This is a genomic window from Bacteroidia bacterium, assembly GCA_027493955.1.
Lineage (GTDB): Bacteria > Bacteroidota > Ignavibacteria > SZUA-365 > SZUA-365 > JAOSJT01.
The window spans coordinates 1,988,264-2,009,686 of sequence record JAOSJT010000001.1 but is presented as its reverse complement, the minus strand read 5'-3'; the positions used below and the strand labels follow the sequence as shown (position 1 = coordinate 2,009,686).

Genomic DNA, 21,423 nt, shown 5'->3' with positions numbered 1-21,423 from the left:
TTGATCTTGTTATCGTAGCAACAGCGTTTGAGGCAAGGCAACTGATTGAACGATTGTTGTAGTTTGCTTTCAAATCTTGATCTTGTTATCGTAGCAACAGCAATGAACCCGAAGGATCCCGATCATGGCAAGTTGTAGTTTGCTTTCAAATCTTGATCTTGTTATCGTAGCAACAGCACCTTGCCCGAATTGCGGAAGCGTAAAACTGTTGTAGTTTGCTTTCAAATCTTGATCTTGTTATCGTAGCAACAGCGAGCCGCGAAGGAAGCCCCGCTTTGTCTCTGTTGTAGTTTGCTTTCAAATCTTGATCTTGTTATCGTAGCAACAGCTCTCCGTTATACGATAATACACCGCCAACAGTTGTAGTTTGCTTTCAAATCTTGATCTTGTTATCGTAGCAACAGCAGAACGGATTGCTGCACTTACTGGCCAAAGGTTGTAGTTTGCTTTCAAATCTTGATCTTGTTATCGTAGCAACAGCACAACATCACCAGCGGCCAACGCAATCACGGTTGTAGTTTGCTTTCAAATCTTGATCTTGTTATCGTAGCAACAGCGCTGAATGCAAACGGCAGCAGAATCAGAGAGTTGTAGTTTGCTTTCAAATCTTGATCTTGTTATCGTAGCAACAGCGCTGAATGCAAACGGCAGCAGAATCAGAGAGTTGTAGTTTGCTTTCAAATCTTGATCTTGTTATCGTAGCAACAGCGGTCCAGTGTATCATCGTTGAACCAGAGCGGTTGTAGTTTGCTTTCAAATCTTGATCTTGTTATCGTAGCAACAGCAGATGAAATCGACGACCTTATGCACCATGGTTGTAGTTTGCTTTCAAATCTTGATCTTGTTATCGTAGCAACAGCAAGGCGGCTGAGAACATCGAGTAAATAGAGGTTGTAGTTTGCTTTCAAATCTTGATCTTGTTATCGTAGCAACAGCCATACCCGATAAGCCTGTTGAGGACGAAGGGTTGTAGTTTGCTTTCAAATCTTGATCTTGTTATCGTAGCAACAGCATTGGCGTGGGTGGGGCACTTTATCTGCTTGTTGTAGTTTGCTTTCAAATCTTGATCTTGTTATCGTAGCAACAGCTATTTTAATGAAAATAACACATCCTGATTAGTTGTAGTTTGCTTTCAAATCTTGATCTTGTTATCGTAGCAACAGCGGAAGGGCGTACCTTCATTTGGGCTGTCGAGTTGTAGTTTGCTTTCAAATCTTGATCTTGTTATCGTAGCAACAGCTGAGTGAGTACGCAGTCTCTCCATCGGGATGTTGTAGTTTGCTTTCAAATCTTGATCTTGTTATCGTAGCAACAGCACCGTGCTTCGCCAGCCCCACAGTCACAATGTTGTAGTTTGCTTTCAAATCTTGATCTTGTTATCGTAGCAACAGCCGATGGCTGAATACGAGACATACGCCTTTTGTTGTAGTTTGCTTTCAAATCTTGATCTTGTTATCGTAGCAACAGCCGAGAACGACGGAGCAACCGAAGGCAGGGCGTTGTAGTTTGCTTTCAAATCTTGATCTTGTTATCGTAGCAACAGCAGACGCGAAGGTAACCCGGCTTTGTCTCTTGTTGTAGTTTGCTTTCAAATCTTGATCTTGTTATCGTAGCAACAGCAATACAACATTTCGCACTCTCCTGAATTGTGTTGTAGTTTGCTTTCAAATCTTGATCTTGTTATCGTAGCAACAGCAATACAACATTTCGCACTCTCCTGAATTGTGTTGTAGTTTGCTTTCAAATCTTGATCTTGTTATCGTAGCAACAGCTCCGTGGAAGTCCGCCCTGGCTGTCTACTAGTTGTAGTTTGCTTTCAAATCTTGATCTTGTTATCGTAGCAACAGCTGAGTGAGTACGCAGTCTCTCCATCGGGATGTTGTAGTTTGCTTTCAAATCTTGATCTTGTTATCGTAGCAACAGCGATCAAAGCCGAAACGAAACGGCTCGGATTGTTGTAGTTTGCTTTCAAATCTTGATCTTGTTATCGTAGCAACAGCGCCAGCGCGGGAGGGCTTTTGCTCGCCATAGTTGTAGTTTGCTTTCAAATCTTGATCTTGTTATCGTAGCAACAGCGGCGACTAGCGATGAAGCAGGATCAAGACGGTTGTAGTTTGCTTTCAAATCTTGATCTTGTTATCGTAGCAACAGCCCAAGCGCTTGCGCGGCATTTACATCCATAGTTGTAGTTTGCTTTCAAATCTTGATCTTGTTATCGTAGCAACAGCCATCCGCATCGCGACAGTCGCGCTGTACTCGTTGTAGTTTGCTTTCAAATCTTGATCTTGTTATCGTAGCAACAGCCGCGCAATCCGGACTATCCCGGGCGTCCGAGTTGTAGTTTGCTTTCAAATCTTGATCTTGTTATCGTAGCAACAGCTACTTTCGTTTGTCTAGCGCCCCCGTGGTGTTGTAGTTTGCTTTCAAATCTTGATCTTGTTATCGTAGCAACAGCTATCTGTGAGCTTGATCCATCGAAGATTATGTTGTAGTTTGCTTTCAAATCTTGATCTTGTTATCGTAGCAACAGCCGTCCAATTATCCGTCTGTTCAAGTCCGGGTTGTAGTTTGCTTTCAAATCTTGATCTTGTTATCGTAGCAACAGCACCATTCTCGGTTCGGCGTTCTGTGCATCAGTTGTAGTTTGCTTTCAAATCTTGATCTTGTTATCGTAGCAACAGCCACTGACGAATTAGGGAAGAACCGCAAAGAGTTGTAGTTTGCTTTCAAATCTTGATCTTGTTATCGTAGCAACAGCAGGGAAACAAGAGGGAAGCAACCAGTTGCCGTTGTAGTTTGCTTTCAAATCTTGATCTTGTTATCGTAGCAACAGCATTTCTACGGTCAATTAGAAGGACCGCCGAGTTGTAGTTTGCTTTCAAATCTTGATCTTGTTATCGTAGCAACAGCTACAAACATTACCGGAATAGGTGCTGACAGTTGTAGTTTGCTTTCAAATCTTGATCTTGTTATCGTAGCAACAGCACTAGAGATTACCGGCAAGATATCCGACTTGTTGTAGTTTGCTTTCAAATCTTGATCTTGTTATCGTAGCAACAGCAAAATAGCGTATGTTCACAACAACGAATCGGTTGTAGTTTGCTTTCAAATCTTGATCTTGTTATCGTAGCAACAGCTTCGTACTTCAATGAGAACCTGATCGCTCGGTTGTAGTTTGCTTTCAAATCTTGATCTTGTTATCGTAGCAACAGCCCCGCGACGATGCGGAGAAAGCGGCGATCTGTTGTAGTTTGCTTTCAAATCTTGATCTTGTTATCGTAGCAACAGCACTTGGCCTGCGTAGTGTTCATATTGATTGGTTGTAGTTTGCTTTCAAATCTTGATCTTGTTATCGTAGCAACAGCACGCGTGCGGTAAGGCGATGCCACCAGGCGGTTGTAGTTTGCTTTCAAATCTTGATCTTGTTATCGTAGCAACAGCCGACGTATGTGCAGGTGTGGGACCCGGACTGTTGTAGTTTGCTTTCAAATCTTGATCTTGTTATCGTAGCAACAGCAGGCAGTGCCGGACAATTCCACCGCGTCTTGTTGTAGTTTGCTTTCAAATCTTGATCTTGTTATCGTAGCAACAGCGTAGGCGTATTGAACAAAAGCAGCGCACCAGTTGTAGTTTGCTTTCAAATCTTGATCTTGTTATCGTAGCAACAGCGTAGGCGTATTGAACAAAAGCAGCGCACCAGTTGTAGTTTGCTTTCAAATCTTGATCTTGTTATCGTAGCAACAGCAGCCGAACAATCGCGCGATCGAGCTGATCAGTTGTAGTTTGCTTTCAAATCTTGATCTTGTTATCGTAGCAACAGCAAGCACGATTACAGCAATCTCCCACCATTTGTTGTAGTTTGCTTTCAAATCTTGATCTTGTTATCGTAGCAACAGCAGACGGCCCCATTGAAGACCACGACGGCGGTTGTAGTTTGCTTTCAAATCTTGATCTTGTTATCGTAGCAACAGCAATCTCAGAGACGAGACGTTGTACTGGCGTGTTGTAGTTTGCTTTCAAATCTTGATCTTGTTATCGTAGCAACAGCTCGTGACTTGCTGGGAGAGAGAGTGCAACCGTTGTAGTTTGCTTTCAAATCTTGATCTTGTTATCGTAGCAACAGCTATTGTAGGCAAGGTCATTTATTCAAACAGGTTGTAGTTTGCTTTCAAATCTTGATCTTGTTATCGTAGCAACAGCATGATGAATGCAACAACTCAAGCGAGTAAAGTTGTAGTTTGCTTTCAAATCTTGATCTTGTTATCGTAGCAACAGCTGTCTTTTTTATGAGGTGCGGCAATCATCTGTTGTAGTTTGCTTTCAAATCTTGATCTTGTTATCGTAGCAACAGCGTGAAGCCGGACGAATCGCAAGGGACGAAAGTTGTAGTTTGCTTTCAAATCTTGATCTTGTTATCGTAGCAACAGCGTGGCGGTTGGCGATGAAGCAGGATCAAGAGTTGTAGTTTGCTTTCAAATCTTGATCTTGTTATCGTAGCAACAGCGCGCCGAAGCTACGCAAGGCAAGAGCAGTAGTTGTAGTTTGCTTTCAAATCTTGATCTTGTTATCGTAGCAACAGCAACCCGAACCCGAACCCATCTGGCCCGTCAGTTGTAGTTTGCTTTCAAATCTTGATCTTGTTATCGTAGCAACAGCTACAGCAATAAGGATAAAACATGTTTACATGTTGTAGTTTGCTTTCAAATCTTGATCTTGTTATCGTAGCAACAGCATACTTGGATATGACAATCCCCCGCCTTTAGTTGTAGTTTGCTTTCAAATCTTGATCTTGTTATCGTAGCAACAGCCTGACGAAGAATAAGCCGCTCTCCTCACGGGTTGTAGTTTGCTTTCAAATCTTGATCTTGTTATCGTAGCAACAGCTAATCTAGCAACCGACCCCGTGGGCTTCGTGTTGTAGTTTGCTTTCAAATCTTGATCTTGTTATCGTAGCAACAGCAGTCGGCTGTGTGCCGCGCATACGCTGCGTTGTTGTAGTTTGCTTTCAAATCTTGATCTTGTTATCGTAGCAACAGCGTGACTGATGATGATGCCGTTGACGCCCCAGTTGTAGTTTGCTTTCAAATCTTGATCTTGTTATCGTAGCAACAGCTCAAACCCGGCGAGGACCTGGCGAAGATCAGTTGTAGTTTGCTTTCAAATCTTGATCTTGTTATCGTAGCAACAGCGGAAGAAACGTGCCCGTCATCCACCAATGGTTGTAGTTTGCTTTCAAATCTTGATCTTGTTATCGTAGCAACAGCCATGGAGTTGCAGCCCAAGCGCGACGAGATGTTGTAGTTTGCTTTCAAATCTTGATCTTGTTATCGTAGCAACAGCCGCGAGTCCGAGCTGTACGCGGAGTTGCAGGTTGTAGTTTGCTTTCAAATCTTGATCTTGTTATCGTAGCAACAGCGCTGGCGATCTTGCTTACTCCGCGATTCTTGGTTGTAGTTTGCTTTCAAATCTTGATCTTGTTATCGTAGCAACAGCGCAGCCGCGCGTCGCTCTGAGCGACCGTTTGTTGTAGTTTGCTTTCAAATCTTGATCTTGTTATCGTAGCAACAGCTTAAGATGGTGACGGCGCAGTTTAGCGTTAGTTGTAGTTTGCTTTCAAATCTTGATCTTGTTATCGTAGCAACAGCAGAGGAGCGTTGGGATATGCTCTGGTCTTAGTTGTAGTTTGCTTTCAAATCTTGATCTTGTTATCGTAGCAACAGCTCCACATTCAAGGCCACAAATGTCTCGATGGTTGTAGTTTGCTTTCAAATCTTGATCTTGTTATCGTAGCAACAGCACAGCAGATGATGCGTACCAGCGCGCGTGAGTTGTAGTTTGCTTTCAAATCTTGATCTTGTTATCGTAGCAACAGCCGTGACGTTCCGCATCCCGTCGATCCGCGAGTTGTAGTTTGCTTTCAAATCTTGATCTTGTTATCGTAGCAACAGCGCGCTTCCTGAGCGGCACCCAGCGTCCCGGGTTGTAGTTTGCTTTCAAATCTTGATCTTGTTATCGTAGCAACAGCGCGGAGCGTGCAGGAGCTGTTTGGCATCCTGTTGTAGTTTGCTTTCAAATCTTGATCTTGTTATCGTAGCAACAGCGGAACGCAGTGGAACACCATCGGCGCGGTCGTTGTAGTTTGCTTTCAAATCTTGATCTTGTTATCGTAGCAACAGCCGTGAAGGATATCGTTGTGGACGCTTTCCGGTTGTAGTTTGCTTTCAAATCTTGATCTTGTTATCGTAGCAACAGCTCGGCGGCAACGTCACGATTGACAGTACGCGTTGTAGTTTGCTTTCAAATCTTGATCTTGTTATCGTAGCAACAGCATAACGGCGACGAAACATTCGCGCAAGCAGGTTGTAGTTTGCTTTCAAATCTTGATCTTGTTATCGTAGCAACAGCTCCACCGCATTGACCCCGATGTATCAGGCAGTTGTAGTTTGCTTTCAAATCTTGATCTTGTTATCGTAGCAACAGCGAAGCCGGGCTCGCCTGGACAATGTGGAAAGTTGTAGTTTGCTTTCAAATCTTGATCTTGTTATCGTAGCAACAGCCGCAGCGCGAACGAGGTCGAGGTCGTGTTGTTGTAGTTTGCTTTCAAATCTTGATCTTGTTATCGTAGCAACAGCGCTGCGTAGCAACATCGACAAGCTCTATCCGTTGTAGTTTGCTTTCAAATCTTGATCTTGTTATCGTAGCAACAGCGGCACACCATGCACATCAAATGCAATGCCTGTTGTAGTTTGCTTTCAAATCTTGATCTTGTTATCGTAGCAACAGCAAAATGCGCTCCGGATGTTTACGAGGCAGAGGTTGTAGTTTGCTTTCAAATCTTGATCTTGTTATCGTAGCAACAGCCAGGCCGAACGGGCGATTGCCCTGCTGGAGGTTGTAGTTTGCTTTCAAATCTTGATCTTGTTATCGTAGCAACAGCGCGTATGCGATACAGCAAGGATAGCCGAGAGTTGTAGTTTGCTTTCAAATCTTGATCTTGTTATCGTAGCAACAGCAATGAAAGTCTTGAATATATTCGCACACACTGTTGTAGTTTGCTTTCAAATCTTGATCTTGTTATCGTAGCAACAGCCGCGGGGCTGTGGACTGTCTGTGACAGCAAGTTGTAGTTTGCTTTCAAATCTTGATCTTGTTATCGTAGCAACAGCTTATTGTTCCTTAAGTCATTGAAAATAAATGACTTAGGATGCATTTACACAAGCGTTTTAGTGGCGAAAATTCCGTCTCCTATCCAGACTACGGTTGCGGAATCAGAAAAATTCGAGTTGTTGCGGAGGTGCTTTTACCGCCCTGGGCTTCGCCTCGTAAAAAATTTCCATCATCCCAAACTGTTTGTCGGTGATTCTGAGGATACCGACTTTCCCGCGTGGCGGGAGAAAGCTTTTGACGCGCTTTGTGTGGACATCGGCATTCTCCTGACTCATGCAATGTCGGAGATAGATGGAAAACTGGAACATTTCGAAACCATCTTTCATGAGCTTCTTCCGGAAATCCGCGTAGGCCTTTCGTTCAGCGGCTGTTTCCGTGGGTAAATCGAAAAAAACCAGTACCCACATGATCCGATACTCGTCAATTCTCATGAGGCGTGGGGAAGGTAAGTGATGCGGATTTCTCGGCGTAGCACTCTGCGAGTGAGCTGCTGCTCATGCTCATGGCGAGGAGCAGGGGGCGCCTGTTTCCTGCTATGAGTACATCAGCTGTCAAGACGCTCAACAAGGCCGCTTTGGCATCTCTGCTGAGATAGTGCTCGCCTTGTTCAAAGTACAGGCCGCGCACGATCGAATCCACGAAGGGCCGATAGGGCTCCATCAAATCATCGGCCAGACAAAACGGATTGTAGCGATTACGGTGGTGAATGCCGAGCGAAGGGTGCAGACCAGACGAAACCACCGCTCTGGCCATTGCTGCCCGTAAAATCGCGTACCCATAGTTGAGTAGCGAGTTCGGAGGATCGCCTTCGGGGTCACGCAGAAATTTCTGTGTCTTACCGAGGAAGCGTTTCCAGTACCAGGAAGCTGCGCGGGCTTCGTAATTATCAGGATCGCCTGAGCGGACCTTTTTGGACCAGCGGAAGAGGGGATCGGCATGATCTCCCCATTGCTTCGAAAATACCGCCTGGTTGCTGATTTTGGCCTTGACGGTCACCTTCCAAAGTTGTTTCCGGAGAGGTTGACTCGCCTCGACCTGCGTTCGCAGTACCTCCGTGTGCGTGCCACCTCCGGCGAGAGGGAGGAGCAAGCCATTAGGATGGTGATTATCCGTACAAGTTATAACGGCAACCTTCGCTTCCATCAGTCTGCTCAATGCGGCACCTGTTATAATGTACTGAGATGTCTCCAGAAGGAGAATCCCGAGATCCTCAAACGACACACTTAATGTGCTCTCGTCGCTCTTGGCACAGACCAACTGATCATTCGAAATATTGATCCGGCATGGTTGACTTATGACAATGGTTCTCTTCACCTATCACTGTTATCGGTTCTTAGCTTTCCAAGGATGCTCACTCGTGAGGGTATAACTTTAATCGTACCCGGAGTCACTGCATAAAAGAGACTGTTACGGTCCTTTTCATCCAGTTTGGAGGCGTATAGATTGTCCAGATAGATTATGCCTTTCACATCGAATTTGCGAACACGGTACAATCGGGGTCTAAGATCATCGATGTCGTCCCAGCGTATTTCATCAGGGTGTTGATGATAACGAACAACTATGTCTCGTTGTTTCAGGCTGAGCATCAGTGGTTTACCCTCGAAGGACTCTCGCACTACTTTCTGACCGCTAAGCGTCCGGCGGACAGCTTCAAAGTAAGGGATTGTTTCGAACGAACGTTTACCGCTTGCCTTGTCTTCGTAAATTGCGATGGCGTAATTGTTTCCGGTATCAACCCAGGTGTTCGTGGTTTCGCGCAACAGTTTTAGCTGCTGTCCGCTCGCTTTTATCCGGACCTTGTTGATTTTCACGCGCTTGCCGGTTTTGGAGTACATGTACACGGGATTGTTCTCAAGATCGGAAAAGGCCTGTTTGACATTTCCGCCGAATTCCGCCACACGTTTCTGAAGTACTTCACGCACTTTTTTGTCTATAACCTTCTCAAGTTGCTTGCCATCCGTGAATGTGTTTATTGGTTTGCGGTGGACAAACACATCCTCGCCCCCCTGCTGAATTTTTCCGTACAGCGTTTCTTCATGCAGTCGTCCGCGAATCGAGACTGTCGTCTGGCGAAGCTTCCCATCCGGATGTTTTTTACCGGCTTTGACCTTGATACTGTTGGGTTTCCGGGATACCAACCGTTTGTCATTGCGAAGTGAGATAATGATACCGTGGATCACTTTCTCGGCGTCCGTGCGGAAACTGCGCCATGGCGCTTTTATGTGTTCGTTGCTGAGATCGCTGAGTTCGTTGAACTGACTGTACCGTGCGAGATCGTGTGTGATTCTTGGTGTGGTGCAGGCAATGACGAGCGCGTCCACTGCGTGATGTCGATGGTCGCCCCGGTTCTTGACCGGATTTTCGTCGTTTGAAAGGATTGAATTCAGGCCCCATAATCTGCGCAAGTTGGATGTGGCCTGCCCGTTCATGACCTGTACGCGAGGGTGCCAGGTCCCATCGTCGTTCATAACAGGCGGGAGCAGCGTTTCGAGCCGCTCCATTGCTTCCCTTGCAGCATAACTCGTGTTCGTGAGCTGGCTGTTTAGGAAATCTTCCGGGATTTCCGTCATGAGGAAGCGGTGCCGCTTGATGCCGCGGAACTGCGCCACTCTTTCCTTGAATTTCTCAAGTTCACGTGGGCCCAAGGACGCGAAGAAATGATAGGGGAGCTGATTGCCCTTCCTCCGATTGATGTCTGACTCGCACAGCGACAGATTGGTGAATTCGTTGTTCATTGTCCTGCTGTAAGGCAGGATATGCTCTATCTCGATTTCGGCGCTGAAGAGCCTTCGCAAGGAAATTGTTTTTCCGCTGTATGGGGAAATTCTGTCGCATTCCTTCCATAGTCTGTATTTCACGGCATCACGAATCTTCCCGTTTCGGAAAAAGCTTTCGATATCGTTCAATCCCGCATCCTTGCAGCCCATCTCGAGCCATAGTTCGTACTTCCGAATTTCGGGATCGTTGGCATAGATACGACGCTTGAAGTGCTTGCTGAGCAGCTCTGCATACTCCTCACGCTGTAGCTGCTTGACCTGTGCTTTGTATCGCGCCTCTTCGCGGAGTTTTTTCGGCTTTTTCAATGATCGTGCCATTTCTACGCGAATCATGTCCGGTTTACCGTACTCCCGAACAAGCGCATTAACGACTTTGAAGGTCTCGGTAAGAATCTGCTGGACAATCGGATTCCGCAGTTCATTCGGCTTCAATGGCGGGATTTTATCGAGCTCACGTATTTTTTTTGTTCCAGGACCGACACCCCCATAGCCGGCGGCGACCGCCGCGTCGTACATATTCATGTCACTGCGGAGGTGGGGTAGAAGCTTCCGGATAGCCTTTGTGGAGAGATTGCCGTAACCATCTTCGAACTTCGTGTTGATTATGTTCTCTATCTGCTCCGGATTCAGTGCAGGAAGAACACGCCTGGAAATCTTCCGCTCGATTATCGCCTGCATTTTCTCGTCATCATCGCAGAAGGAAATGATGTGCCACAGCTCACGCATGGCGTCCTCTGAGAGTGCCTCGTAGGTATTTTCGCCAATCGCCTCTTTCAGTCGCGCGGCGGTAGTGTTCCCTAGCAAATCGAAAACATCATTGAATTGTACGCTTGCCGGCAGGCGGAGGATGGTGCGGGCTTTCGTACGTGTCAGCTTTGGATTCTCGGCCAGGTATTCCGCGAGAAGCACTTTTTGCTCAAGAGTGAGCGGTTGATTCAGCTCGGTACCAAGATCATACCGCACGGCGCCCAGTTGCTGCCATATGCGGAATTCCTGGAAATCAAACCCACTTTTCGGCGCGCATCGCTTTGATGGCTCGTAACGGCAACGGCCGATAGTACCTTTCTGCGATTTCAGTGGACGCTGAAAATAAATCACCTTGTCGCGAATTTCGTGTCGGAGATCGTCAGTGAGGATGCTGGGATAATAACGTGACTGCTTCGCCCAAATAAGATCGAATTCCTGCTGGTACATGGACCTGTCGACGAATCGCCCACGAATACGCTCGATCGGCTCGTCGCTGTTATGCCAGCGTTTTTGCTCGTCTGTCGCATCGAAGAGGGTCGCGAAATATTCTCCGACAGTTCGGCAGCCCGTTTCCTCGATGTCACGTTTAAGCTTGCCAATGGCTTCCTTGACGACACCTTCCTCCTTCTTTGCATCATCGCTCACGGCAGTTTTTCTGTTGCTTTTAAAACCGCGGCGTTTGTTCAGCATCAGCAGTATGCGGCCGAGGTCAGCAAGCGGGATTTTCTTGTCCAGAGCTGTACGTCTGAGTTCATAGAGTTTCCGCGTCCCGACCGCACCGAGCACAGGCATCATGTTGTGTTTTTCGAGCAGGGCAATAAGTCTCGCTCTTCGCAGGAGATATCGGTGTCTGCGTCTCCGGATACCACGCGCTATGCGCCGGTCAACATTTTTAGAGACCTCCTTCCCTTGCTTGACGTAGTCATCTTCCTTTACTCCGACGGGGAAAATCCGTACTCCTGATGCTATGATCTGCTTTCCGTCTTCGACCAAACACCAGCCAACGGAATTTGTACCGAGATCGAGTCCTAACGTTTTTCCCATTGCCCATCTCCTGTGCTTGACATTGTATTGGAGTTCTTGTATGTTTACTGCGAAAGCTTACTACAATAAAGATTATTCTGTAGGCTTCACGCCTCGCCCCTGTTCTTCAGGGGCTTTTTATTTGCTTGAAGTACTACCGGTGGGATTAGGCGATCCTCTTTGTTCCAATCAAGTAGCGGATAATACGCCTTTATATTCAAGAAAGCAATAGCATGACTTTTGCAACGGGAGAGCCAGTAATGCGGCGGACCGATTTCCCTTGCCATTCACGGTGCTGTTGCCGATCTTCCAATATGGTACGCCGAGTCGCCATAGTAACTGTGCTCATGTGCAGCGTCCTTGCGACGCTGTTCTTGCCCATGCGCGAAACGCGATCCTGGACGGGGGAGTATTCCATAGTCGCCGTACCGCTCGCCCTCCCCATTCAGAATTCCGAGACCGAAAGCCGTAAACGTCCGCTTCAGTCGGCCACGGTTGTACAGTCGAAGCGGCAGCTGCGCAACATTCCACGAATTGTCGCGCCGGCACCGCGCCACGGCGTTACCGTGCTTTGGTGTCGCGAAACTCCGCAACGCCCCTCCCCGCCGGAACACGCACTCATCCCTCCAAGGGCTCCTCCGGTACTCTGCTGAATATCGTTCAACACACGAATTTCTTCACAGTACACGACGGAGTAGTATTATGTCTGAAGACACGCAGACCGCGAAGGGCCTGCCCCTCGGTCTTATGATCATGCTCGGCGCCATCGTCGCCGGTCTGGTCATCATCGGTATCAAGCTGGTTATCGGCTGATTCGCGAATATCAGTTGAAGCGCGTGAAAGCGGGGGATTCGGTCTCCCGCTTTTTTTTTGGCGTCGGCATCGCGAAGGCGGGGAGAAGATAACGCAAAGGTGCAGAGGCGCAGAGGAATTTTTTAGAGAGGTGGCAGCCGCATTCCTGTGTCGCCGCCTGATCAGTGGGGAGCATGTCCGGGCGCTGCATGCACCGGTTACGGCAAGGCACAAAAAAGAACGCCCCGATCTCTTTTGAGTATCGGGACGTCCCGGATGAGCGCCGCGTATGCGGAATGACTCAGTTTCGGATGACAAGTTTTGCCGCGGTCGCGCGGTTCTCCTGCTCGAGGCGCAGCATATAGATGCCCGTTGCGAGCGAAGCCGCATCGAAGCGTACCGTCGTGCTGCCGTTGTTCATGGCCACTCCGGAGAATACCCTGGCGATCTGCCGTCCCAGCATATCATGCAGGGTGATACTGGCGGTTCCCGGTGCGTCGGTACGGAATCGAACGAGTATTTCCGACGTTGCGGTGTTGCGGAGCGGATTTGGATAGACGCTCTCGATGACCAATCCGGTCAACGAGGACGTGACGGATGCGGTGACGACACTTGAATAGGCTGCCGTGCCGTCAACATCGATCTGACGCAACCGATACAGCCATTGCCCCTGTACCGGTGGATGATCGTGATAGACGTACCCGTGGCCGGCACCTGGGGCAGCGGCGCTCGGGATGAAGGAAATCGTCGCCCACTCCGGGCTCCCGGCAAGGCGGCGTTCCACCTCGAAGCCGAGATTGTTGACTTCGCTTGCGGTTTCCCAGCGAAGGGAGACACTGCTTCCATGCACATCCGCGGTAAAGGAGCGGAACTCCACAGGCAGCGGAGAATCACCATCCCCGATGGCGAAGGGAGAGAAGCTGGTTACTCCGGTGACGACTCTGTTGTAGGGTCCGCTTCCGCCTGCGGCGCCGGGGCTTTGCAGCGCGATCCAATCCGCACCGTCATGATGCCCGACGTAACAGGCGCCGCGATCGAAGGAACCGAGCTCGTCTCCACTGTTCCATTGGAAGGTCAGTGTCGCGTTGCTGCCTCCCGCTGAGGCCTCCTCGATCAACCATGTGATACCGACGACATCCATAGTGAGCTGGCTGCCGCTGCTTCCTCCTGACAGGACTTCCGCGCGCGTACGGACGCGGAATTCATCCTGTGTGCTGGAATTCATGATCTGTACGGGTGTATAGGTGTTTGTATTCGGTCCGATGGGGAAGAGAATCGTCCCACTGCGTCCGCCGCTGCCAATTCCCGCCTGCCGGAGTTCGCCGAGCCCGTTGGTGACGATAAAACTTGTCGCTGTTCCCCCGGTGATACTCGCGGTGGCTCCGAACGACAGGTGGGCGTTGTTGAGAGTGATCGTGCCGCTCATCAGAGTGAGGTTGCCACTGATATGGAGATCATTGGACAGCGCGATGCCGGTACTGTTGTTCAAGGTCAGTCTGTTGAGCGCGACCGCCGGAATGCCTGTCGGAAGAACTGTTCCCGGACCGATGATGACAGTATCGCCGGCAGTGGGTATGGCGCAGGGATTATCCCAATTACCCGGGGTCGCCCAATCCGTGCTGACGCTGCCCACCCAGGTGAGCGTTGTGGGATCGGAGGGAATCACGGTGACACGTACAGCGGCGGAGGTCGCCGTGCAGGAGCCGTTGGACACTTCCACGGTATACAAACCCGCAAGGGCTGCAACGTAGCTGTCCGCGGTTGCACCAGGAATAACCGTGCCGTTGCGTTTCCAGATATATGTGTATCCTGTACCGGTATTTGCGTTCAGCGTTACGTCGTCGCCCTCGCAGAATGTGGTTACACCGGCAGGGGTGATTTGCGCAGTGACGGCATCTACGATATTGAGATCGCTACCGTTGTTGGTACCGATCACTGCGGGGCTTGAAGAGACGACGCGAATCCGATACCCATTGCCTGTTGACGCTCCCGTTGGCACGGTAGCGGTAATCTGTCCGGACGTGGTCGCTGCCAGAGTGCCGATGTTGGTCGGAGCGGCGAAGCTACCGCCCGCATCGGAGAGTTGCGCCGTGAAAATGTTGCCGACGCCGAACGATCCGGTGGCGGTAAAGGGCACTTGAATCGCCGCACCCTTGCACAGGGTGGTGGGGGTGATACTGCCCGTGGTGACGGTGGTGAGTACCACATTGATGATGCCTTTCATACCGGCGCCCGCATGCGGTGCGCAAACGTAGTAATACGTGCCCGCGACGGGGAAGATGACCGTACCACCGCCAAACGGAAGGTTGAACCCACCGTTGGAGGTGTTGCCGTTATTGTTCCATGTCGTCTGCGATACTTCGACGGCATTGTGCATGGTGGCAAGGGAGAAGACGACCGTATCGCCGACGTTGATGTTCAACGTTGCCGGACTGAAGGACAACCCTGCATCAACGATAGTATGCGTCGCAGCCGTCCCTGTGTGGGGAAGGCAGACCAATAACAGTAGCACGGGGATGTATCTGAAATGCATGAGACCTCCATCTCTATTTCATACGCCGTATGCGGCGCATAGTATTTCAAGTTTCAAGGAAAGTACCGATACCCTGAAACATCTTCTGTGACTAAGTCACAAAAGCGCTTGTCTTTTTATGCTCCTACCGTGGAAAATGTCGGTGACTCAGTAAAGCGGAATGACACGTCTGTTGGTACACTGATGCGCGTGGCAGCACCGCTTCGCCGTTTCCATGCACGCATTGGAGGGAGGAAATGCAGGTCATCAGCAATTCGAAAGGTCTGCAAATGCGTATGCGCACTCCGGTGCGTTGTATTTCGCATAGTAGCGGTAAACACAGCGATAGAGGGAGCCGCGATACAACGCGTTTTCACTCGCTCCGACAGAAGATGCCGCGAATTCCACATCGTTCGCCACAGGCAGAGCGACTAAACGTTCAGGAAATGAACATGCGGAACGCGACGGAGACCGGGATAGGGTAGGCCATCACGATTTCTCTCCTGTACGGGGCGAGTGTACAGTGACCGACGCGATCTACGTTTTGCCCCGAACGGTTCGGGAGCTGGTATAGTACAGAACAACGGAAAGGGAAGGAGCCGCCGCTCCTGCCCTTTCCGCTCTCTCGACGGGATCGGCTACTTTACATTAACCAGAACTTCGATCAGACCGCTGCCGCTGCCGTCGAAATTTTGCAGAGCTTTGCCGATAATTGCACCGGTGGGATACACGCCGATGCCTCCTACGACGACAGGAGATGCCTTCATCGCATGGCCCGGAGTCGAGGCGGTGACCAGCAGATCTCCGCGACGTATGGGACCATTCTCCGTCGTGACCTTGGTGGGGATGACACCCATCATGCCCATGGGAATGTATTGCCCCAGATCCTCCTCGGCATCGTAGGGAGCAAGCAGGACGCCGGGCTTTGTGGCATAGACACCCGCAACCGCAGTGGAATACGCGGTCGTGGATTTCATGACTTTGCGGTCACTGTGTGTTGACACGATAAGCACATCACCGGCCTCATACTGATCGCGCTTCCCCTCGAAATCGAAGGCCTCGGCGACATCAGCGCCGCCTCCGGTGAAAGCGCCGTCGCAGCGCACGTTGCCGTCCTGCAGGACGCGGAATCGCAGATTGCCGAACATTCCTCCGGCGCCATGCGCTTCGATGATATTCTCGGTCCCGCTGTACGCACGAACACCCACACCGGAGGTAGCGTAACCCCACACAGCGACACCGGTGGTAGTGTTCGCCATCACGCCCGTTCCGACGTTCGTATTGTCCGCGCGCAGGGCCGGCTGTGCCGAGGCACTGAGGCTGAGGACTGCGGGACTGTTCGCATTTGCATACGCGCGCACACCTGGTCCCTGTGTACTGCTCCCCTCCACACCTGCCGCGGTGATGCTGAAGCCTTTGACTCCGGCGTTGCTTTCCGAGCTGCCGAGCACACCCGCATTGCCCTTGCTGTATCCCTCGGCGCCATAGCCGGTTTCACTGAAACCCTTTACTCCGGGATAGCCCTTGCTTTCGCCATAGACACCTATACCTCCGGAGCTTTTCCCTTCAACGCCGATACCACTGCCGGCATGCGTGCCATACACACCCGCACCGTACTCGCTCACACTGCTGTTTATTCCACGTACACCATACGTCGCCGCGCTCTGCGTCGCAGCAGCACGTCCGAGGACGCCGGCTGCGAGCGCGTCGGCGGACTGTGTGACGCCTTCGATGGCGGCGGCGGTGCCGCTCGAGGAATTGGTCCGCGCATATACTGCGTTGCCGCTGCCTGACGTCGTCGCGTAGACGGCGGCGGCACTGTTGTTGGCGAAACCGATCGTGAATTTCCCGCCATTGCCGAAATCGGAGGAACCTTCGACACCTGCGCCGTTCTTCGATGTGCCTCCCACTCCGCGTCCGTCTATTGCGTATCCTGCCACTCCCGCATCAAGGTAAAACGACGCGCCGGCATTACTCACGATGCCGCGTATGGCATTGCGGCCGGGAATGGCGCGGGCGGTCAAACCATCGCCACCGAGATTATCAACGAAGATGGCTGGTTTCCAGTGATTCATGGTATCGGCGTACGGAATAGAGAAACCACTCCCGTTCCCATTTCCCGCAGGAAGATCGGCCCAATTGATACTGCCGGCATTGAACATCGGCACCTGGCCATCCTGTGCGCCGCTCGTCGCAAGTTTATCCAGCGATACTGCGCCAGGCGCAATTTTCGCGTTGCTGACCGACTCATCGGCAAGCTTGTTCGTTGTCACCGCGTCGTTCGCGATCTTTGCCGCGGTAACGGCATTGTCCGCAATCTTGGCTGTCGTTACGGAAGCTTCCGCAAGTTTCATGGATGTGACGGCATTGTCGTGTAGCTTGGACGTCCCCACGGCGTCGTCGGCGAGTTTTGCGTGCGTGACGGCTTCGTCGTTCAGTTTCGCTGTGGTGATCGCGCCGTCCATGACTTTCTCCGTGCGCACCGCGGCATCGGCGAGCTTCGGTGTCGTAACGGCTTCGGCGAATATCTTCTCCGATGTTACCGCGTCCGTCTTGAGTTTTGTGCTCCCAATGGATTGATCCGCAATGCCAAGCGTGGCGACAGGCCCGGTGGGATTGGCGATGTCGAGCGTCCCGTCATTATTCTGGACGCCCGCTATGCCGTTCGCGCTGCCGCCGGTGGATGTAATGACGATGGTATTGCCGTTTTTGGTAACTGTGGTTCCGCCATCGCCCTGAATGACGATGTCACCATCCAGACCGTTGATGGACCCGACAACGCCATCGGCGCCCGGCGCGAGGGCGTCGGCTACATCGGCGTTCGTGGCCCGAGCGGAATGCAGCGCATAGGGCACGGACGTGAACGGAGTGCGCGGTGTCATTTCAGGTCCGCCGTCCACACTTATACCGAGAAAGTACTGTGTGTCGAAGTTCAGATTCTGTGGAATGGGTGTCGTGTTGCCGATGACCAGGTTGAACAGTCCGTCCTTCAGTGTCGTGGACTGCATGTCGGTGTACACCGGGGAGCCGCCGTTGGCTGAGGAATAGAGGGAGATCCGGATCTGATGCTGCCCGTCCGGCAACGGGGAATTCGACGCATCCACGAGGACGCCCTGAACGCTGATGGTACGCGGCACCTGCGCGAGAATGTCAGGCGAGCAGAGCAGAGCGGAGAGAAGGATGAGAGAGAAGAAGATATACTGACGCATGGAATACTTCCTTGGACGTGTTATACAATGAGTGAAATCTGTTATCGTACGAGAACGAGAAGCACCGAAGTCCTGCTGATACTGCGGCTGTGCGTGTCCGCCGCAGTGAACAGAAGCCGGTACGTCCCGGAAGGCAGCACCGCCCCGGCGCGGTCACGTGCATCCCACGTAACACTGCGCGATCCTTGCGCGAGGCCGGGGAGGCGGAATGAAGAAACAACGCGACCCGACGCATCAAGGATGTCTGCATGAGCATCGCCTTCGAAAGGCATATCAATGTGCAGCGTCGTCTGCGTATGAAAGGGATTGGGGGAAACCCGCACGTGCAAATCCACGGGACGCAGCGGAGGCGAGGTTGCGGACGTGGTGGAGCGCCCTCCGGCGGCCCAGAACCCGAGAGCGCCGCCGCGCTGCGCATTCCCGGCCGCTCCGATGACGGTCTGTCCGATACTCGCCCGGATAGCGGTGCCGATAACCCCTGCGGCGGGGATCACATGACGGATAAGCCGTGCCTGCTGCGCCGGTACGCAGTGCGACATAAGCACGAAAGCGGTCGGTAGAAACAAGGCGACGACCGCGCGTCGCATGGGTACATGAACGGTGCTCAACGGGAAATACATGGATGTTCTCCAATTCTGATTGTATAATACTGTGTGTTCACGTCGATTGAATGACAAATAAAAAATATATAATCACCCCAGCGTGATCAACTGGATAGATGTACAGTTTTGTATAGTCTGTGCGAATAGAGTAATTCGGGTCAAGGGTAAAGAGTAAAGAGGAAAGGGGACGGAGGAAAGTGTGCGGGGCGATGTGCGGGGGGGTAAATAAACATCCCCGGAGCGACCCGGGGATGCGCTGATTGAACGGGGGATGTGTGAGGTGGGAGTTTATTGAATAGTGACCGACGCGACGGGCGACATGCGCGATTCGCCGCTGCCGGATTTGACGCGCACCGCATAGTGATACGTCTCGCCGGGACGAACAGGTTCCGACCATTCGCTGCTGTCATGCGAGGCGGTTGTATACTGTTGTGGTGTTTCATTTCCGACCCCGCGGTAAATCACGAACCAGTAATCCTCCCTGGGGGCGGCGGGATAGGACCAGGACACGATGACTTTTCCACGCGCTTCATCGTATGCGGCATGCAAGGACTGAACGGCATCGCGCACGCCCGTATCGTAGGGACGTCCCCGGACGGTGCGTGGGCAGTGCGCTTCGAGTCCCGAGACGTCGATCGCGGTGATGCGGTATTCGTATTCCGTCCCGCGTTCGATGTCGACGTCAACATAGCTGCCGGTCGCTGTATCGGGTGTGGCGATCAGCTGCCAGTCTGATCCTGTACTCCTGCGCTCCAGCCGTTGCGCGCGGACATCCTCGCTGCCGCTGCGGGCCCACTGCAGCTCGACCTGCGCGTCGCTGACGCGCACGTCGGTGAACACCGGTGCATCCGGCGGGAGGATGTCCGGTCGCTGCACTTCAACAACCGCGGAGGGTTCGGAGTGCATATAGCGCGTATCCACAGCCTGCACCTTGTAGTACACGTGTGGGGTGGAGGTCTGAAGCGTTATCTGATGGGTGATCATCGTGTCCCGATGAATATGCGGTGTCAGCTGCGAGAACTCATGGGACAGGTCATTGGCCCAGAGCACTCGATACCCGTCGATATCCTCTTCGGTGTTGCGCGTCCAACGGATGGTGACGAGCCCGGCGGAGTCCACACGTGCCGTAATCCCGGTGGGCGCGGCAGGTGGCAACGAGTCAATGATCTGCACATAGGTGCGGATGGATTCGCTTTTATTTCCAGCGGTATCGACGGCTGTCACGGAGTACCACGCTGCTCGGTCGTTTGCCTCATTATCGAAGAAGAACCGCGTGTCCGGAGACAGAATACCCTCATGCAGTGGTGTGAAAGGCGTTCCGCTTTTGGGATTCGCCGCCCGGGCGACGACATACCCATGCAAATCCTGTGCGTCCGAGGCCGCTTCCCATTCGAGGAGCACTCCGTTCCTGGCGATCTGCTTTGCCTTGCGTATCACAGGAGCGCCGGGCCCTTGTTGATCAGCAGACCATGCTGTTACCTCCGCCGCTTCGCTGCGCTCACCGAAGGCGTTTATTCCGCGGACGCGATAGCGGTAGCGTATGTAATTCGTGACTGCGATGTTGTCCTGATAGGAGGGAGTGATTGAGCGCTCCTCACCCGCGGGTGCGACGATAATGTGCGGATTCTTTGTCCGAATGGACCACGAGCGGCCGTCATCGTCCGATCGCTCGACGAGCCAGGCGGAGTAGGGCGACAGCGGGTGTTGATCCCACTGCAGTGTAATGCTGCCATCGTGGCTGATGAAGCGCAGGTTCTGTGGTGCGGGATTGCTCTCGATTTCACCCACCTCCACGACAATCACCGCAGTGTCGATGCTGTAATCCTTGGCTTGTTGTGCCGGCATGATGCGGTACACGACACGTTCGCCGCTGCGCACGTCTCTGTCCACGAAGCGCAACGCCATACCCTCGGCGATACGCGGGTCAGTATCCGCCAACATGAGCGCGAAACCAAAGCGGTTTTCCGCATCGCGTACACCGTTACGCAATACTTCGAGTTGATCATCCGGATTTTTCGGCGGCGTGAAAAAGGTGCCATGCATGAGCTGGGCCGCGACCGCCAGGGCTATCTGCGAGGTGTCCTGCATAATGCGGCGTTTCCACTCATCCAACGACCAGGGGCGGAGAGGTTCGGGTGTGAGCGTGCTTACACCGTCGTCACTGATCGAACCGTCCGCATTGACACGTACTCGTTCGATGATATAGCCGTAGCTGTTGAGGATGTGAAATGCACCGGGTTTGTCCGGCGCCCATCGAAGCACGACACCTTCGTCCGTTCTCTTTGCGAGAAGCATCACCCGGGCGTCGTGGTTGGAGGGTTGTTCAGCGTCGGTGCTGTCCGTCGCCTGGAACTGTGCCGAGGCAGGCAGGGCCGTGAGGATGAGGACAAGCAAAGTATGAGAGAGAAGACGTGTCATGAAGCGTGTATCCTTGGATAGCATTATCATTCTGTCGTTGATAGTGCCCTGCGTTGACCAGGGGATTGCGAGAGAAAACGTGTGAAATTGACTTCTGAAATCTACCTCCGGACGCGGACGCAGGACAACTGCACAAATGTCCGGTTTTTATCGCACGGCGTCCGAAGTGGCTGTAC

At 51.7% G+C, this 21,423-nt stretch carries 8 protein-coding genes and 3 CRISPR repeat arrays (1 of these 11 running past the window's edge); of the genes, 1 reads left to right on the top strand and 7 read right to left on the bottom strand.

Going from position 1 to position 21,423, the window contains the following annotated elements; genetic code table 11:
- A CRISPR array of direct repeats spans nt 1-2,304; the repeat unit is 46 nt; unit sequence GTTGTAGTTTGCTTTCAAATCTTGATCTTGTTATCGTAGCAACAGC; it reaches 97 nt to the left of the window's first position.
- Between the two features lie 30 nt (nt 2,305-2,334).
- A CRISPR array of direct repeats spans nt 2,335-3,517; the repeat unit is 46 nt; unit sequence GTTGTAGTTTGCTTTCAAATCTTGATCTTGTTATCGTAGCAACAGC.
- 258 nt (nt 3,518-3,775) lie between these two features.
- A CRISPR array of direct repeats spans nt 3,776-6,937; the repeat unit is 46 nt; unit sequence GTTGTAGTTTGCTTTCAAATCTTGATCTTGTTATCGTAGCAACAGC.
- 331 nt (nt 6,938-7,268) lie between these two features.
- From cas2 to cas9, 3 genes are read right to left on the bottom strand one after another with little or no spacing between them, the layout of a single operon-like run.
- Nucleotides 7,269-7,598, bottom strand: a complete 330-nt coding sequence (gene cas2, locus M5R41_07735) for a CRISPR-associated endonuclease Cas2 (GenBank protein MCZ7556276.1) — start codon at nt 7,596-7,598, stop codon at nt 7,269-7,271.
- Nucleotides 7,588-8,481 (bottom strand): type II CRISPR-associated endonuclease Cas1, encoded by an 894-nt coding sequence (gene cas1 / locus M5R41_07730; protein ID MCZ7556275.1) that lies wholly within the window; start codon nt 8,479-8,481, stop codon nt 7,588-7,590. The genes cas2 and cas1 overlap by 11 nt, the downstream gene beginning before the upstream one ends.
- Nucleotides 8,478-11,735 (bottom strand): type II CRISPR RNA-guided endonuclease Cas9, encoded by a 3,258-nt coding sequence (cas9, locus tag M5R41_07725; protein ID MCZ7556274.1) that lies wholly within the window; start codon nt 11,733-11,735, stop codon nt 8,478-8,480. The genes cas1 and cas9 overlap by 4 nt, the downstream gene beginning before the upstream one ends.
- Before the next feature lie 293 nt (nt 11,736-12,028).
- Here cas9 and M5R41_07720 point away from each other — a divergent pair, with 293 nt between their 5' ends.
- Nucleotides 12,029-12,367, top strand: coding sequence for a hypothetical protein (locus M5R41_07720; protein ID MCZ7556273.1), 339 nt, complete (start codon nt 12,029-12,031; stop codon nt 12,365-12,367).
- A 440-nt stretch (nt 12,368-12,807) separates the two neighbouring features.
- Here the strand turns inward: M5R41_07720 and M5R41_07715 are convergent, their stop codons facing one another.
- From M5R41_07715 to M5R41_07700, 4 genes are all read right to left on the bottom strand, one after another.
- Nucleotides 12,808-15,039 (bottom strand): T9SS type A sorting domain-containing protein, encoded by a 2,232-nt coding sequence (locus tag M5R41_07715; GenBank protein ID MCZ7556272.1) that lies wholly within the window; start codon nt 15,037-15,039, stop codon nt 12,808-12,810.
- 617 nt (nt 15,040-15,656) lie between these two features.
- Nucleotides 15,657-18,227 (bottom strand): hypothetical protein, encoded by a 2,571-nt coding sequence (locus M5R41_07710; GenBank protein MCZ7556271.1) that lies wholly within the window; start codon nt 18,225-18,227, stop codon nt 15,657-15,659.
- A gap of 41 nt (nt 18,228-18,268) precedes the next feature.
- Nucleotides 18,269-18,847, bottom strand: coding sequence for a hypothetical protein (locus tag M5R41_07705; GenBank protein ID MCZ7556270.1), 579 nt, complete (start codon nt 18,845-18,847; stop codon nt 18,269-18,271).
- 270 nt (nt 18,848-19,117) lie between these two features.
- Nucleotides 19,118-21,247 carry a hypothetical protein gene (locus M5R41_07700; protein ID MCZ7556269.1) on the bottom strand — a complete coding sequence of 710 codons (2,130 nt, stop codon included), beginning with the start codon at nt 21,245-21,247 and terminating at the stop codon, nt 19,118-19,120.
- Between the last annotated feature and the right edge of the window lie 176 nt (nt 21,248-21,423).